Here is a 14,848-nt window from a genome sequence, read left to right as displayed (position 1 = left end):
TGCCGAGAAGCTCAGCTTCAAAAAAAAGCGTGGCGGCTGGCGAACGCGATCGACCCGACGTGGCGCGGCGGCGAGCTCAGTGGGCAAAGTATCAAGGTCAGGTCGAAGCTGAGCGGCTGGTCTTCATCGACGAGACCTGGACCAGGACCGATATGGCTCCGCTGCGCGGATGGGCACCGCGCGGGCACAGACTTCACGCCAGGGTTCCCCACGGCCGCTGGAAAACCATGACCTTCCTGGCGGCCCTGCGCCATGACCGGATCGATGCGCCATGGTTCATCGAGGGGCCGATCGATGGCGCGAGCTTTCGCGCCTATGTCGAGAAGGTTCTTTTGCCCGTCCTTCGACCCGGCGATATCGTCGTCTTGGATAACCTCGGCAGCCACAGGAGCAAGGCAGTTCGTCAGCTTATCCGTTCGGTCGGCGCCAAGCTCTTTTTCCTGCCAAAATACTCGCCCGACCTGAACCCGATCGAACAGGTCTTTGCAAAGCTCAAGCACCTGCTCCGCAAAGCTGCCGCGCGAACCGTCGAGGCCGTCTGCACCGCAATCGGCCACGCACTCGATGCCTTCACCTCAGAGGAATGCGCCAACTACCTCAAAAACTCAGGCTATCGAACTTAATGCCATCACGCTTTAGGGGGCGGCTTTCAGTTCGGTCCCAGGATGGCGTCGACCTGACGACTGTCACGCCTCACGACGAGGATGGCGCCGTTGCGAATCGTGAATCGCGCGCCCAGCAGTTTGGGCACCTTCTCCGTGACGGGGGATGGGAACGGGATGGTCGGCCATGCGACGGGATCCCCCACGCTCGGCAACGCCGTGGCAGGACCGCCGGCCGGGGCCGGCTTGATGTATTCGCGAATGAGCTGAACCTCCTCGCGGGACAGGCTGAGCGGCGCCTGCTGAGGAACGGCTGCCGTCCGTCGGTCGGCGTCCTCGCGCGCCTTTGCATCCTTTGCGTCCTTGGCCTCTCTGGCCTTCTCGGCCTGATCCATGCGGGCGAGCCGCTCCTTCAGCGGTGACAGCTCGCGCTGCAGCGAGGACACTTCCGTCTTCAGCGATCTGATCTGCGCCAGCGCGATGACCGCTCCGGCGCAGATGATGAGCGCCAGCAAGCTGACCAGCGCAACGAGTCCGCCGTTGAGGCCCGCATTCCGGCCGGTCGGTCGTGCTTGCGGCAGATCCTGCTCCAGGTGCCGGCGCCACAACAGGCCCAGGCGACGAAGCGTGCCGCGTACCGTGGGGCCGGCAGGATCTCGCGATGTGCGCTCTCGCGGAGCCGTTCGACCCTGGGGCGGCAGCTCGATCGGCGCGGGAGTGGATGACCTCGCCTGGCCATCCGGAGATCGAGCGGCGTCTGGCAAGGATCGTTGCGCCGTGACGGGCGACGGAGTCGGGAGCGGCCGCTCCTTGCCTTCTTCGCCGGATCGTTCGGCTGAACTTTCGTCCGCACCCCGCATCTCGAGATCGAAAATCCTCGATCTCACGTCCGGCCCGACAAGCCGGTCGATGAGCCCCAATGCCTCGGTGCGAGGCGGCTCGGAGGTGAGGGCAGGGTGAGCGCGATACTGCCTGATGACCTCAGCGACCTCACGACCCGCATCGGTGATCTGCAGCTCTTCGCCGTCGGATACGACGAGGCCCGCTTCGATCAGATCGATGCCCTCGAGGAGCTTGTCCACGACCGGGTCTTCACGTCCGTAAGCCGCAGCGCTGGCCCGGAGCTGGTCGTCGAGGCCGGTCAAGGCGATCCGCCCATCCGAACGGATCGCGAGGAGCGCAAGGATGGCCGATTTGCTGGCCTGCATGTCGATCACGCTGTCAGCCGGAATCATGGACGATATTCACCCGACAGTATGCCGTCAGCAATATGCTCAATCCGCCGGCGCTGTTACTGAAAAGCCTCAGCTTGCAAAATAGTGGGCCATCTTCCTGTTTTTCCCGGTTTGGCCCGCCCCTCCCGTACTCTTCCGTATCCGCGTGCGGTTGACCGGCCGCGAGTCGCCGTGACAACTTGCCGCTTGGGGTTTGCGGGGTGGCACAAGGCGATTCGACGACGGCTGATCGGGCGTGCGGTTGACGTTCGGGTTCGGAAGGCGGGCGCCGCCTTAACCCTTACTTAGCAACAATTCCCGAAACTTGGTTGGTCGATTTCGACGATAGGCAGCCATGGCGCCGCGTGGGCAGACAAGCGGGTATGAAGAATGACGACTGGCCGGTGCTCAATCCTGACGACCTATTTGCTTCGCGGTTTCTTTCTGGCGCTCCTCGTTCTCCCGTTCGGCGATCAAGCCAAGGCTGAGGGATTTGAAGGACCGACCTTCCGGAAGGGCCTTTGGCACTTCGTGCGAACGTTGGACATGGTCGCTCATCGCAAGACCAGGCAGAGGCTCCTCGAGCGGGAAATGACCGCTTGCGTCGATCCGACATTGTCGATGAAGGCGACGTTCTCTTCTCCCTCGGTTGGGAGGTGTGTATCCGCCAGACCCGAACGGCGGGACAACCAGTACACCTTTGCAAATCGGTGCGACTACATGGGGCCCGTCAGTACCGTAATCACGGTGCACAGCGACGAGGCCTACACCGAGAAGAACGAGGTGAATGAAGGCCAGATGCCGAGGGTCGAGTTGGTCGTGGCGCACCGGATCGGCGATTGCGACGGGGGCGCGGAACAGGGACCGGCAGCCAAGACGCTTGCGCACTGAATATCGCAAGCCCGAAGCGCAGAGCCAGCCCTGCCTGTCGGGCCTTGCGCCTTCCAGAAAGACGCGGAAAGATGATGCGTCTGGTGTACGAGGCGGCTTTGCGGTTCCTGATTGGCATTGCATGCTCGGCGAGTCTGTATGCGCTGACCGGCATGGCCGCAGCGCAAGGTCCGCCGCTGACAGGCCAGCAATCCAGCCAGCCGGATCAGGTCAAAGTCGAGGCATTGCAGGCGATCAGGCGTTCCGACGGTTACGGGATCGCCAGCTTCGTCCTGTTCAACGGCACCGATAGCAACATCGATTCGGTCGAGCTGACATGCTGGATAGAGAACGACAGGGAGCGCCGGACGACCGTTCTGGTGTGGGCGAACGAGCCGATTTCCGCGCAGACGAGCCAGCAATTCAGGAACGTCAACATCGGCATGGTCGGGCTGAACTCCCGAAGCGAGTGTGAAGTGACGCGGGTGAACTGAGGTCGGCCGAAGCGCCGGAGTTCGGTCCCGATCGGATCAGTCCGAAGAGCGACGGGTCAGATCTTCTGCTGGCTGCCTGGCCCAGCCACGTTCACCGTGATCTTCTGAATTTCGGTCCGGCCTTCCGAGTATTTGATCTCGATGGTCAGAGCATCGCTGCCCACGAAATCCGGCGGCGATTTGTAGAATGCGACGTAGGCGGGCACCTCGAGCGCCAGGCACGCCTTGTAGTTGGTCGCCTTGACCTTGCCTGTCTTGACGACGACCTTCCCGGAGGCCGGAGGGGTCGCCAGGCGGATTGTCGGCAAGGGGCCGGAGGTGCAATCGGGTTTGACGTTGATGTACAGCCCGATCTGCGTGTCCTTGTTCGGCACCGCCTTGAATGTCCGTTCGACGGTCTGGGGCGGTGCGTCCCGGTCTTGAGCCGCAGCGGCCTGCGTGCCGATCGGGCCCGCGAGCAGGGCGGCCACCAACAAACGTCTCATCCTGTGCTCCATCCGCCGTCTGCCGGATTGGGGCGACGTGCCAAATCGGGAAAAATCCGACCATTTCGCAGCACGTCACGGCCGTGTTGCCCTCTTTACCACATCCTGATCGAAAGTATTGATTAACCAAAGAGTTTTCTTGACCCTCCCCAAGGTTAACAATAGCCTAAAGTTAGACTTTGCGGCAAATTTGCCTGCTTTTTTACTTTCACGTTCTTTGGCGGAGTAATTTCCATGAACGAGCAGTTTCGGGTTGCCCAGGCTGGCGGCGCGGGGGCTTCAAGCAAGGCTTCGCCACCCCGCATCTTCAAGCTCACCAAGCCGTTCGCAGACCAGGCGGTGGTGCTGAACCTTGGCTACGACCAGAAGGTGCAGGTCGATTTCTCGGCCATTGCCAACGAGAAGATCACGCTCGTTCACATCGGCGAAAAGCTGATCATTCTTTTCGACAACCGTTCGACCGTCACCGTCGAGCCGTTCTTCGATTCCCGGCATGATCAGCTTGGCAATCTGACGATCGAGGTTGCGCCCGGCCGCGTGCTCACCGTCGCCGAGTTCGCCAGCGCGTTTCCGATCATCAACGATCCCACTGCCGCTTCGTCCGTTTTGCCGGCCGCAGGTGATACGCTCGGCCAGAACAATGCGCAGGGCAGCGGTGCGAATTTCAGCCCCTTCTCGATCGATCCCCTTCCTCCCATTCCCAGCAACAACCTGGCGCCTCAGGAAGAGCTGCCCGGATTCCAGATCCAGGTGCCGACCGGTTTCGTGCCGCAGACGCCGGTGCCTCCAGCGCCCACGATTGCGCTTGGCACGCTGCCTGGCCTGATTGTCGACGAGAGCTTCCTGACCGCCGCGACCAATGGCGTCGATGGCACCACGCCGAGCCTTGCAAGCACCACGGTGAGCGGACTGTTGCCCGTGACGCTCAACGTACCGGGTGGCGTTCAGTCGTTGACCTTCGCGCTGTCGGTGAGCTCACCGGGCGTGGATTCCGGTCTCATCGACTCGGCAACGGGTCAGCACGTTCTGCTGTCGGTCGGCGCCGGCGGTGTCGTGGAAGGTCGCACTGCCGGTGGCGGCGCCCTGGTGTTCACGGTCTCCGTGGATGCAGCGGGCAATGTGACACTGACGGAATTGCGCGCTGTGCACGAGCTGACGCCGGGCGATTCCAACGAAGGGATTTCGCTGCCGGCCGGGTTGGTGACCCTCACGGTAACGGTGACTGACAACAGCAACCAGAGCTCGAGCGCGAGCGTAGATGTCGGTCCGCATCTGACAATTTTGGACGACGGCCCGGTTGCGGCGATCGCGGCGACGGAAGTGACCGTGACGGTGGACGAGTCTGCGGGCGTGCAGGGCAACGAGGTTGCCGGCCCGCTGGTGTTTGCGGGCGTCGCGAACCCCGGGACGGACCTGCCGGCGGCGCAGTATGCGCAGAGCGTCGGTGCGGTGGTGAGCTCGGCCGGCTCTGCGGTTGGTGCGGACCAGGAGGGCGCGACGACGCTGTTCTCGCTGGCGATCGCCAATGCGAACTCCGGGCTGACGACGACGGACGGTCATGCGATCCAGCTGTTCCTGGAGAACGGGATCGTGGTCGGCCGCTACGACTCGAACGGGTCCGGGACGATCACGGCTGCGGACAATGCGGCGTTTGCGGTTGCGATCGATGCGAGCACGGGCGTGCTGAGCGTCGTGCAATATGTGTCGCTGCACCACAACTCGCCGGATACGCCGGCCGACATCAGCGAGGCGCTGAACCTCGGCAGCACGATCAATGCGGTCGTGACGGTGACGGACGGCGACGGCGACGTGGCGACGTCATCGACCGCGATCGGAAGCGCGGTGCGTCTCCTCGACGACGGCCCGTTTGCGGCGATCGCGGTGACGGAAGTGACCGTGACGGTGGACGAGTCTGCGGGCGTGCAGGGCAACGAGGTTGCCGGCCCGCTGGTGTTCGCGGGCGTCGCGAACCCCGGGACGGACCTGCCGGCGGCGCAGTATGCGCAGAGCGTCGGTGCGGTGGTGAGCTCGGCCGGCTCTGCGGTTGGTGCGGACCAGGAGGGCGCGACGACGCTGTTCTCGCTGGCGATCGCCAATGCGAACTCCGGGCTGACGACGACGGACGGTCATGCGATCCAGCTGTTCCTGGAGAACGGGATCGTGGTCGGCCGCTACGACTCGAACGGGTCCGGGACGATCACGGCTGCGGACAATGCGGCGTTTGCGGTTGCGATCGATGCGAGCACGGGCGTGCTGAGCGTCGTGCAATATGTGTCGCTGCACCACAACTCGCCGGATACGCCGGCCGACATCAGCGAGGCGCTGAACCTCGGCAGCACGATCAATGCGGTCGTGACGGTGACGGACGGCGACGGCGACGTGGCGACGTCATCGACCGCGATCGGAAGCGCGGTGCGTCTCCTCGATGACGGCCCGAAATTCATTTCATCGACGAATCTTATTTTCGCCAACTCGACAGGTGTCGGAACTGGAATCTATCAGTACAACATTGGTGCCGACAACTATACAGCCTACGATTTGACCCACTCGGACTTTGGACCGATCACACTCTCCGGCAGTGTCGCTGCGAATGCGATTACCAACAGTACTGTGACGTGGTCGTCTGAAACCGCATCAAGTGCCGTTTTCACGGTTGCTTTTGACTACCTGTCGGGTGGGGCGACCATACACGAAACGGGAACGTTGACCTTCGATAAGGTAGCTGGGACCTACACGGTCGTGCTGGATTCGCCGATCGAGAGCATTACGATCGTGACCACCAGTCAGCAGGGCGTGACGTTCCAGGGTTACAACGCCAATAGCAATACGCAGGACAACAGTGGTCCTGCGGCCTTCTCGGTCGCCCAACTCGATACAAATTTCTTCGTTCAGTTCTCGGGCTACCACGAAACAAATGGAGGCGGTGCCGTCAGCTTGTCGGCCGGCACGACTAACCCCGGCGACACGACTTACGCCAATGGAGAGCTTTTCTTTGCGGCGAGCACGGACGTAACGGTCTCGAGTACTGCGCTCGGTGTGTCGAGCAACACGTTGCAGTCCGGCGAGGTTCTGAACATCAACTTCTCGACGACGGATACTAAAGGTTTCATACCCACCAATGCGCAGGCAGCTGGCGCGGATGGAATTTTCCTGATTTTCGACAACGTTGGCAACTCGGAAGATTTGGTCATCAACCTGAAGCTTCGAGCCGCTGGCGTCGACGGAGTGTTTGGTACCGCGGACGATACGTTCACGACGAGAGCCATCGTCGTGGACAATACGGACATCTACAAGACCGGGAACGCGGCCCTTACAGCGTACGGTATCTCATTGGGCAACAAGCAAGGCGCAGTCATTATCGAGAGCAACGACTACAATGCTGCGAACGAGCACTATCAGATCATCGGTGCTCAGGTTCTGACTTCCACCGAGGGTATCAGTGGCACCGGGATCGACCTAAATCCCGCAACCGGCGCCGGAGGTGGAAGTACGACGACCGAATCGTTCGGAGCCGTCACGACCGACACGGACGTGTTCAAGATCACCACGGCTGGATTCATCACCACAACCACTACCACCCAGGACGCCAATCTCCAGTTCAACGTCACGAACGTGGATGGAGATGGAGATACGACGTCGACGCAGACGCTCAACGTTACTGTCGAAGGAAGCACCACATTTGTTGGAACCGCGTCGGCCGATGTCATCCAAGGTACGACTGGTAATGACACCATGAGCGGCAATGGCGGCAACGATATCTTCGTTCTGCAGGCCTCGGGTGGAGGCCATGACACGATCCTGGACTTCAACGCCGGCGACAGCATCGTGGTCGACGTCGCCAACCTCAACCTCAGCATCGCCAATGCGCAGGGTGTCACGTTCACCCAGGTGACGGATGCAACGCAGGCGGCGGCCTGGAATGGGAGCACGAACCAGTTCCTGTTCAACACCCAGCATAACGAGCTCTGGTACTCCGCGAACGGAACGGCGGCGGCTGCCGTCGATCTTGCGCAGATGAGCACGGGTGTGCCCGCACCGACTGCGATCCACGTCGCCTAGCGCGACCTGTACGAACCACAAACCGCCGGCGAGTGTCTCGCCGGCGGTTTTGTTATGGGCTCAAAGCAACAATGGCAGGGGCCCGAACGCTCCCGCGCCACCCACCTTCATGGACTCGCCGCCCAGCCATTGCGATTCCGTCGTTGTCGTCGCAGGCGTGGGCACTACTTCCGCCCCGCTCGGCTGCGCCTTCGCATAGGGCCTCGCGAACAGCTGCACCCCGTCATGATTGATGGCGAACAATGGCGTAAAATTCAGCTCGCCATTGTCTTCCCGCAGGTTCGACCAGCGATTGTCCAGGATCAGCCAGCGGCCGTCGAGACGCGCTGCCAGCACCGCATGGTCCTGCCGGACCGTGCGGTCGCGGACGAGGAGCAGGCGCATGTCGGCTTCGGGGAAACCGGCTTCACGCAGTGCGGCATATTTGGCGATCGCATAATCCTCGCAATCGCCTTTCGCGCTCGCCAAGGACGAAAGCGGCGTGCTCCAGCGGTCGAGCTCCCTGAACTGAACGACGTCGTTCACGTAGCGGATCGCGGTGTTGACGCCGAGATTGACCTCCTCCAGCTGCGCGCGTCCGGATTTGGCCTTGGTGGCGGCGATGAGCCGAAGAAACTGCGCTGCATGGGGTGGGCAGGAGACGGCGTCCGAGCGGCAGCGCTCGAGCACGATCTTCTCCTGGGCAAGGTCCGCTTCCACGCCGCGCCATTTGCGCCACAGCAGGCTTTCCGGTGCGCGGAACGTGGAGAGCCCGAACGGCTCGTTGCCGACGGACGGTCCGTCGGCGGGAGGTGTGCCGTCCGTCGCTGCGTCGGTGAGCGTCGTCGCGGGGGGCGTCAGGGTCGCCAGGCGAAGTGCATTGGGTCCCCGGCCGCGCTCGCGATCGAGCTTCGCAAGGACTGTGTTGATGGTGAAGAATGTCGCCGGAGCCTGCATGGCCTCGGGGGCGGGCAGGCTGACTTCGGCCGCGGATTCGTGCCGGGTCCCGACCTCTGCGGCGGACGCGGTCTGGGCCGCGACGCCATTGAGGGAAATCAGCATGCTTGCCGCAAACGCGACCGCGCGCTGCCGCCGTCCATGACGCGACTTCATTGACCATCCCCGTGTTCCGGGACGTCAGCCAGCGTCTTTGCGCGCTTGGTCCTTCATCCCGACCTGTTGTGGGACGGAGCATGCGCGGTCGGGCGCTTAAGGGGGGTTAAGCTGGAGGCAGAGGCGCGGACAATGAGCTGGCGCGCTAAACAGCGCCTATCGGGGGAAGCTAAATCCCGAAGCTGCGAATTAACGATTGATTAAGCACGGGCGTCGCCAGTCAGTGCTCGCGCAGGGCCTCGTCCCGCAGGGTACGGGCCGGCTTCAGGATGTAGTCCAGCACGCTCTTCTTGCCCGTCAGAATTTCCACCGTCGTGATCATGCCGGGAATGATGGGGAGCGGATTCTGCTCCGTGCCGAGGTGATTGGTGGCCGTGCGCACCATGACGCGATAGTAGGTCTCGGGGCGCTGAGCCGCCTCGCCCTTGTCGTCGAGGATGGTGTCCGCGCTGATCCGCTCGACCTTGCCATCCAGATGGCCGTAGACCGAGGAATCGTAGGCGGAGATCTTGACGACGGCATCCTGGCCCGGCCGGATGAAGGCGATATCCTGCGGTCTTATCTTGCCTTCGACGAGCAAGGTGTCGTCGAGCGGAACGATGTCCATGAGGTTCGCGCCGGGTTGAACCACCGCGCCGATCGTCGTGACGTTCAGCTTGTTGACGATGCCGCGAACCGGGGAGCGCAGATCGGTTCTGCGCACTCGGTCCTGAGCAGATTTGATGTTTTCGTCGAGGACGGCGAGATCGGTCCTCGATTTGGCGAGGTCCTCGTCCGCCTGAGCCCGAAAGGTCGATCCGATGTTCGCGATCTTCGACCTCGCTTCGGCGATCTGGCCCTTGGCCTCAGCCGATTGACGCTCCAGCCGAAGCATTTCGATCTCGGGGACGACCTTCTGGTCATAGAGCCTGCGCGTCAACGTCAACTCGCGATCAAGCAGCGCCGTCGTCTGGGTCAACCGGCCAATTTGCTGGTTGAGAACGTCAATGTCTTGGGCGACCTTTTGCGCGCGTGTCTTGAACACGCTCCTCTCGGTGGCGGCCGACGCCGGTGCGACTTCCTCGATCTGATCGGGAAAAACAAGCTCCGTGCGTCCCCTGGCTTCGGCATCCAGACGCGCCACGCGGGCAGCCACGGCGGCCCGACGCTCCCGTATCTCGCCGAACTCCGACGCAAACTTGGTGTCGTCGATTCGCATCAGGGATTGGCCCTGCTGCACCACTGCGCCTTCCTGGACGAGAAGTTCGCCGACGATCCCGCCTTCGAGCGACTGCACCACCTGGATTTGTCGCGACGGAACCACTTTGCCGTTGCCCCGCTTGACCTCTTCAAGCACCGCAAAATGCGCCCACACGATGAACGTGAGGAATAGACCGAGAAAAGCCCACAGCAGCATCCGCGACGTCTTGGGCGTCTTCAACCGGACCGCCGCGCGGATATCATTGGCGTAGGCAAAATCAGTTGACATTGGTTCTCTGCACAACTGGGGTGGTTTGCACGGGTTTCGGCGCTGCGGCCACCGGCTCGGCCGCGGGCGGCCTGCCCTGCAGCAGGCTCAACACTTTGTCGCGCGGTCCGTCTGCGACCAAGCGGCCGTTGTCGAACAACAACAGGCGATCAACCATTCCGAGCAGCGACAGACGGTGCGTCGAAATGATGATGGTCATCCCCTCTTCGAGCGCCTTCAGTCGCTCGAGAAACTCGCTTTCGCTTCGTACGTCGAAATGCGCGGTGGGCTCGTCCAGAAAAAGGATCCTGGGCTTGCGGATCAGCACGCGTGCCAGTCCAATGGCTTGCTTCTGCCCGCCTGACAGGCTGCGACCACCTTCGGAGATCGGCATGTCGTAACCCATCGGGTGTCCGGCGATGAAGCTTTCCACCCCGGCAAGGCGTGCTGCGGCCAGCACTTCCTCATCTGTCGCGGCCGGAAATCCCAGAGTGATGTTGTCGCGCAGCTTGCCAAAGAACAGGTCGGTATCTTGCATGGCAAAACCGATCCCGGAGCGCAGATCGGCCGGGTCGTATTGGCGGGAATCGACACCGTCGACCAGAATGCGGCCTTCCTGGGCCTCGTAGAAGTTGAGCAGCAGGCGCCCGACGGTGGTCTTGCCTGAGCCAACCCGGCCGATGATCCCAACCCGTTCGCCGCGACCGATTCTAAAGGTGACCTTGTCGAGCGCCTTGCCGGGAGCATTGGGATAAGTGAACGAGACATTCTCGAAGTCGACGGTGCCGTTTTCTATCCTTCGGGTGACATAGGCCCGTTCCGGAGAGCGCTCTCGTTCGAGTGTCATGATTCGGTCGATCGATTTGAGCGCCGCGAACGTCTGCGTGCCACGCGTAATCACCGATGCGATGCCCGCAATCGGCGAAAGGACCCGGCCAGCGAGCATGTTTGCCGCGACCAGCGCGCCAACCGTCAGGCTGCCGTTCATGATCAGAAAGACGCCAATCACGATCAGCAGCAGGCTGGTCAGCATCTGGATTGAATTGGCGGCGGTCAGCGCCAGCGACGACCAGAAGTGCACAGCTTCACCGGACCGGGCCGTCGCGGCCACCGAACGCTCCCAGGCGGTTTGCATGCGGGCCTCGCCGCCTGTTGCGCGGACGGTCTCCAGGCCCGCAAGGGACTCGACGAGCACACCGTGTCGTGCCGCCGATTCCGCCTGCAACCGCTTCATCGCGCGGTTGAGCGGGCGCTGCAGTCCAATGCCGATTCCGATCATCACGGGCAACATGAGCAGCGGCACCCAGGCCAGCGGGCCGGCGACCACGAACAGCACGCCGATGAAGAGCACCGCAAACAGCAAGTCGGTGGCTGAAACCACGCTTCCCGACGTGAAGAATTCGCGAACCGAGTCGAAATCGCGAAGCTGATTGGCAATGATGCCGACCGAAGATGGGCGCTGCGACATCTTCACGGCCATGACATGCTCGAAGATGTTGGCGGCAAGGACGACGTCGATGGTCTTGCCGGTCACATCGATCATCTTGCTCCTGACCATTCGCAGGATCAGGTCGAAGAGGATTGCCAAGCCCATGCCGATGGAAAGTGCGACGAGCGAGGGGATTGCCCCGTTCGGAATGACCCGGTCATAGACGCTCATCGTGAAGAGCGGCATGGCCAGCGCCAAGATGTTGATCAGCAGCGCCGACAGAGCGATGTGGCCATAATTGCGCCAATGAGCCCTTACGACCGACCAGAACCAGTGATGCCGGGGCAGGTCACCTGCCGCAATGGCCCGAGGGTCCGACTCGGCGGCAGCCCGAACGAGAAAGGCGTAGCCGGTATACCCGGCGGCAATCTCATTGAGGGAAACGAGTTTGGGGGCATAGGGGCGATCGGCAGGGTCGAGCACCCTCATGCGTTGATTGGCTTCGTCGAGGCTCAGCAATATCAGCGCCGTGCCGTTCTTCATGATGAGGACGGCTGGAAGCACGAGCGGCGGGATATCAAGCACGTCGCGCTGCACGGCTTCGCTTTCCAAGCCGGCGCGGCGCGCGGCACGCTCGAACAGCGAGACCGTCAGGCGGCCGTCCACGATCGGCAGTCCGCCGAGCAGCGCATCGCGGGTAACCGCCCGGCCATGGTGCGCCGCCAGGAACATCAGCGAGTCCGAAAGTGGATCGCTATTTCGTGCCTGAGAACCGACCGAGTGATCTGACGAGGCTGGTCCTTCGGGCGCGTGAGCAGGGCGCGCGTGCTTGGAAATCGGCTTCTCTGTCTGATCGAACAAGCTGATATGCCTTAAATAAAGCGGCGGAATACGCCCTAGCAAAACACAGCGATAGTACGACAATTTGCCGAGCAATTCATTCGCGCATTTTGACTTGGAAGATTAACGATTAATGGCGGCGGGCCTTGAATGATACCCGTGAGATAACGGTGGCCATCGGGACCAGCTGGCAAATGAAAAAGCCGCCCAAGGGCGGCTTTCCGACTCGATCGCTCTGGGGCGCTATTTCGGCCGAGGCGAAAATGCGGTGAGCAGCCAGTGGGGCTTCGCCGCCTCCGCGTATGCGGAGCGCTGGTCGCTTTCCAGCACGATCGGGCCGCCTTTTCGCTCTCGTTGCGCCAACCACTCCGATGCGCCGGGAACCCTGGCCGCCGATGCCGTCTTGGTGGCATCGCCCGACCAGCGGTCACTGAAAGCCTGGGACACGGGAGCCTGGGCTGCCGCAGACAGGCGGACAGGGGCTGCTGCAGGGGGCTGGACCGGGACATGAAGGGGTTCGGATCCAGTCTGGGGAAGCGTCCAACGGAAGTTCGGTGCGCTGTAGTTCGGCGTGCCAAACAGATTCAAATCAGTGGGCGCAGCGTCAACCGGGGGAGGCGCCTTGAGATACTCAATGAGCGTTCCCATGGCCGCCAGCAATTGATAATCGGCGAAAACGACCACCGCCCGTGCCGACGTCAGCGACACCGAGGCGTTGAAGAACTGGTTCTGCGCATTCAGGAGGTCGATCAGGGAGCGCTGACCCAGTTCATATTCCTTCTGGAAGGCCGCAATGGTCTTCCTGTCCGCCTGCAGCTGGTTGGTCAGAGCGGTAATGCGCGTCTGCGTCACGGTGCGGGCGTTCCACGCCTTGTCGATCGATTCATAGGCGTCGCGCTGCAGCCGGGCATGCCGCATAGTCGCCTCGGTGAAGCGTTCTGCCTTCTCGGTTCGATTCCATGCATCCTGGCCACCGCGGAAGATGTCCCAAGACATCACCACCTTGCCGCTGTAATCCTCATGCGTGACGGAGGGCGTCCCCGGATTGCTGACGTACGGAAACGAATTGTCGTAGTGGGTTGCCCTTCCTTCCAGATAGAATTTGGGGGCGAAAAGACCGTCCGTGCCCTTGAATGCATGCTTGGCGGCATCGACATCGGACTGGGCCGCGGTAATCGTCGAATTGAAGCGCAATGCAGCGGCGAGCGACTCGTCGCGGCTTCCCGGCATTCCGCGCAGAGGCCCAGGGAAACGCAAATTGTAGGGCTCGAGGCCCACGACCTTGCGGTACTTCGCGCGCGCATCTTCCAGGCTGCGGCGGAATTCCGCCAGCGCGGCACGGGCGTTTTCGACGCGCTCCCTGGATTGTTCGAGATCACCTTCGCCGGCGCGACCGCCGGAAAAGCGGGAGTTCACATTCGCGAAGATCTTGTCGTGGTTTGCAACGTTCTGCTCACCCAGACTCACCAGGCGCATGTAGCGTACGACGTCGACATAGGCCTCGGCGGCATCGAGCGCGATGAGTTCGGTTCGTTCCTTGACACGGGCGGCGGCGGCATTGACGCGAGCCGTCTGGCGCCACACTTCGTGAATCGAGGTGAATCCATCAAAGAGGAGCTGGCGGACGACGACCGATTCTTGGCTGCCATTTCGCCACGGCCCGGAGCCCGTCGTTGGAACGGCCAGGTTCGGAGCTACGAAACCTGGCGACTGGTCGAACTTCTCCGGTCCATAGCTGGCGTCGATGCGCACCTGAGGGAGCAGGGTGCTTTGCGTCTGCCGGAGCTCACTCTCCGTTGCACGACGGTTCGCCGACGCTTCTCCCACGCCCGGGTTCGTCTGCATCGCCTGCCGCAAGGCATCATTGATCGAAAATTGCTCCGCCAGGACGGGGCTTGCGGTCAAGAACAGACCTGCGAGGGCCAAATGTACCGGCTTCATAGTATCCCCAACCCAAATTGCCAGAAGTTCCCGTATAATGCCTGAAGCTAACAAGTCCTCTTGGATTCACATATGACATTTCAGTCACAGGTTGCCGGAAACGTGCCGGCAAAAAGCCATACGGCTTCCGAGGAATGAGGTAATTTGATACCATAAATAAATGGGCGGTTCGGCCGAACCGCAAGGATCGGCGAAATACCGCTCCAGCTTTCATGGCTGGAGCGGCGGGGAGCAAAATCGTCGGCCGCTTCGAGGGCATCAAGACGGATCGGATCGGCAGGGTTGACCTCCAGCCATCGCCATGGTCGAGAGATATCAGGAACTTCTTGAAGTGCGATCTGCATGAGCGCGCATCTCGGATGACGTGCTCAGGAG

At 62.0% G+C, this 14,848-nt stretch carries 11 protein-coding genes; 4 read left to right on the top strand and 7 right to left on the bottom strand.

Annotated features, from left to right (window positions below; all coding sequences use genetic code 11):
- Nucleotides 1–623 (top strand): IS630 family transposase (locus BDOA9_RS37025; protein WP_152033576.1); only part of this gene is annotated, 623 nt, incomplete at its 5' end.
- Nucleotides 624–649: 26 nt separating this feature from the next.
- Here the strand turns inward: BDOA9_RS37025 and BDOA9_RS39600 are convergent.
- On the bottom strand, nt 650–1,837 hold the full coding sequence (locus BDOA9_RS39600) for a hypothetical protein (RefSeq protein ID WP_025038288.1): 1,188 nt from the start codon (nt 1,835–1,837) through the stop codon (nt 650–652).
- A 369-nt stretch (nt 1,838–2,206) separates the two neighbouring features.
- Here BDOA9_RS39600 and BDOA9_RS33330 point away from each other — a divergent pair, with 369 nt between their 5' ends.
- Together BDOA9_RS33330 and BDOA9_RS33325 are read left to right on the top strand one after the other, a co-directional pair.
- Entirely contained in the window at nt 2,207–2,707 is a 501-nt protein-coding gene (locus tag BDOA9_RS33330) for a hypothetical protein (RefSeq protein ID WP_025038287.1), read from the top strand.
- A gap of 71 nt (nt 2,708–2,778) precedes the next feature.
- Nucleotides 2,779–3,180, top strand: coding sequence for a hypothetical protein (locus tag BDOA9_RS33325; protein WP_025038286.1), 402 nt, complete (start codon nt 2,779–2,781; stop codon nt 3,178–3,180).
- A 56-nt stretch (nt 3,181–3,236) separates the two neighbouring features.
- Here the strand turns inward: BDOA9_RS33325 and BDOA9_RS33320 are convergent, their stop codons facing one another.
- Nucleotides 3,237–3,650 carry a hypothetical protein gene (locus BDOA9_RS33320; protein WP_340162403.1) on the bottom strand — a complete coding sequence of 138 codons (414 nt, stop codon included), beginning with the start codon at nt 3,648–3,650 and terminating at the stop codon, nt 3,237–3,239.
- 249 nt (nt 3,651–3,899) lie between these two features.
- Between BDOA9_RS33320 and BDOA9_RS33315 the strand changes: the two genes are divergently transcribed.
- Nucleotides 3,900–7,724: a DUF5801 repeats-in-toxin domain-containing protein gene (locus tag BDOA9_RS33315; RefSeq protein ID WP_025038284.1), complete on the top strand. Its 3,825-nt coding sequence runs from the start codon at nt 3,900–3,902 to the stop codon at nt 7,722–7,724.
- A 60-nt stretch (nt 7,725–7,784) separates the two neighbouring features.
- Here BDOA9_RS33315 and BDOA9_RS33310 read toward each other — a convergent pair whose 3' ends face one another.
- From BDOA9_RS33310 to BDOA9_RS38355, 5 genes are all read right to left on the bottom strand, one after another.
- Nucleotides 7,785–8,816: a transglutaminase-like cysteine peptidase gene (locus BDOA9_RS33310; RefSeq protein WP_042336848.1), complete on the bottom strand. Its 1,032-nt coding sequence runs from the start codon at nt 8,814–8,816 to the stop codon at nt 7,785–7,787.
- 220 nt (nt 8,817–9,036) lie between these two features.
- Nucleotides 9,037–10,284: an HlyD family type I secretion periplasmic adaptor subunit gene (locus BDOA9_RS33305; protein WP_025038282.1), complete on the bottom strand. Its 1,248-nt coding sequence runs from the start codon at nt 10,282–10,284 to the stop codon at nt 9,037–9,039.
- Nucleotides 10,274–12,424, bottom strand: coding sequence for a type I secretion system permease/ATPase (locus BDOA9_RS33300; protein ID WP_152033710.1), 2,151 nt, complete (start codon nt 12,422–12,424; stop codon nt 10,274–10,276). The genes BDOA9_RS33305 and BDOA9_RS33300 overlap by 11 nt, the downstream gene beginning before the upstream one ends.
- A gap of 351 nt (nt 12,425–12,775) precedes the next feature.
- On the bottom strand, nt 12,776–14,473 hold the full coding sequence (locus tag BDOA9_RS33295) for a TolC family outer membrane protein (protein WP_025038280.1): 1,698 nt from the start codon (nt 14,471–14,473) through the stop codon (nt 12,776–12,778).
- An 80-nt stretch (nt 14,474–14,553) separates the two neighbouring features.
- A complete protein-coding gene (locus tag BDOA9_RS38355; RefSeq protein WP_152033575.1) occupies nt 14,554–14,817 on the bottom strand; it encodes a hypothetical protein in 264 nt (87 codons plus the stop codon).
- Nucleotides 14,818–14,848 lie beyond the last annotated feature (31 nt).

It is taken from the genome of Bradyrhizobium sp. DOA9, from assembly GCF_000617845.2.
In the GTDB taxonomy this organism is placed as follows: Bacteria; Pseudomonadota; Alphaproteobacteria; order Rhizobiales; family Xanthobacteraceae; genus Bradyrhizobium.
The sequence above is the reverse complement of the archived record's forward strand: the minus strand, read 5'-3'. Positions and strand labels throughout refer to the sequence as shown.

Excerpts from the sequence above, each read along its gene's own strand:
- BDOA9_RS39600 (WP_025038288.1), bottom strand. The coding sequence starts at position 1,837 with ATGATTCCGGCTGACAGCGTGATCGACATGCAGGCCAGCAAATCGGCC.
- BDOA9_RS33315 (WP_025038284.1), top strand. The coding sequence starts at position 3,900 with ATGAACGAGCAGTTTCGGGTTGCCCAGGCTGGCGGCGCGGGGGCTTCA.
- BDOA9_RS33310 (WP_042336848.1), bottom strand. The coding sequence starts at position 8,816 with ATGAAGTCGCGTCATGGACGGCGGCAGCGCGCGGTCGCGTTTGCGGCA.
- BDOA9_RS33330 (WP_025038287.1), top strand. The coding sequence starts at position 2,207 with ATGACGACTGGCCGGTGCTCAATCCTGACGACCTATTTGCTTCGCGGT.
- BDOA9_RS33295 (WP_025038280.1), bottom strand. The coding sequence starts at position 14,473 with ATGAAGCCGGTACATTTGGCCCTCGCAGGTCTGTTCTTGACCGCAAGC.
- BDOA9_RS33305 (WP_025038282.1), bottom strand. The coding sequence starts at position 10,284 with ATGTCAACTGATTTTGCCTACGCCAATGATATCCGCGCGGCGGTCCGG.
- BDOA9_RS38355 (WP_152033575.1), bottom strand. The coding sequence starts at position 14,817 with ATGCAGATCGCACTTCAAGAAGTTCCTGATATCTCTCGACCATGGCGA.
- BDOA9_RS33325 (WP_025038286.1), top strand. The coding sequence starts at position 2,779 with ATGATGCGTCTGGTGTACGAGGCGGCTTTGCGGTTCCTGATTGGCATT.
- BDOA9_RS33300 (WP_152033710.1), bottom strand. The coding sequence starts at position 12,424 with ATGTTCCTGGCGGCGCACCATGGCCGGGCGGTTACCCGCGATGCGCTG.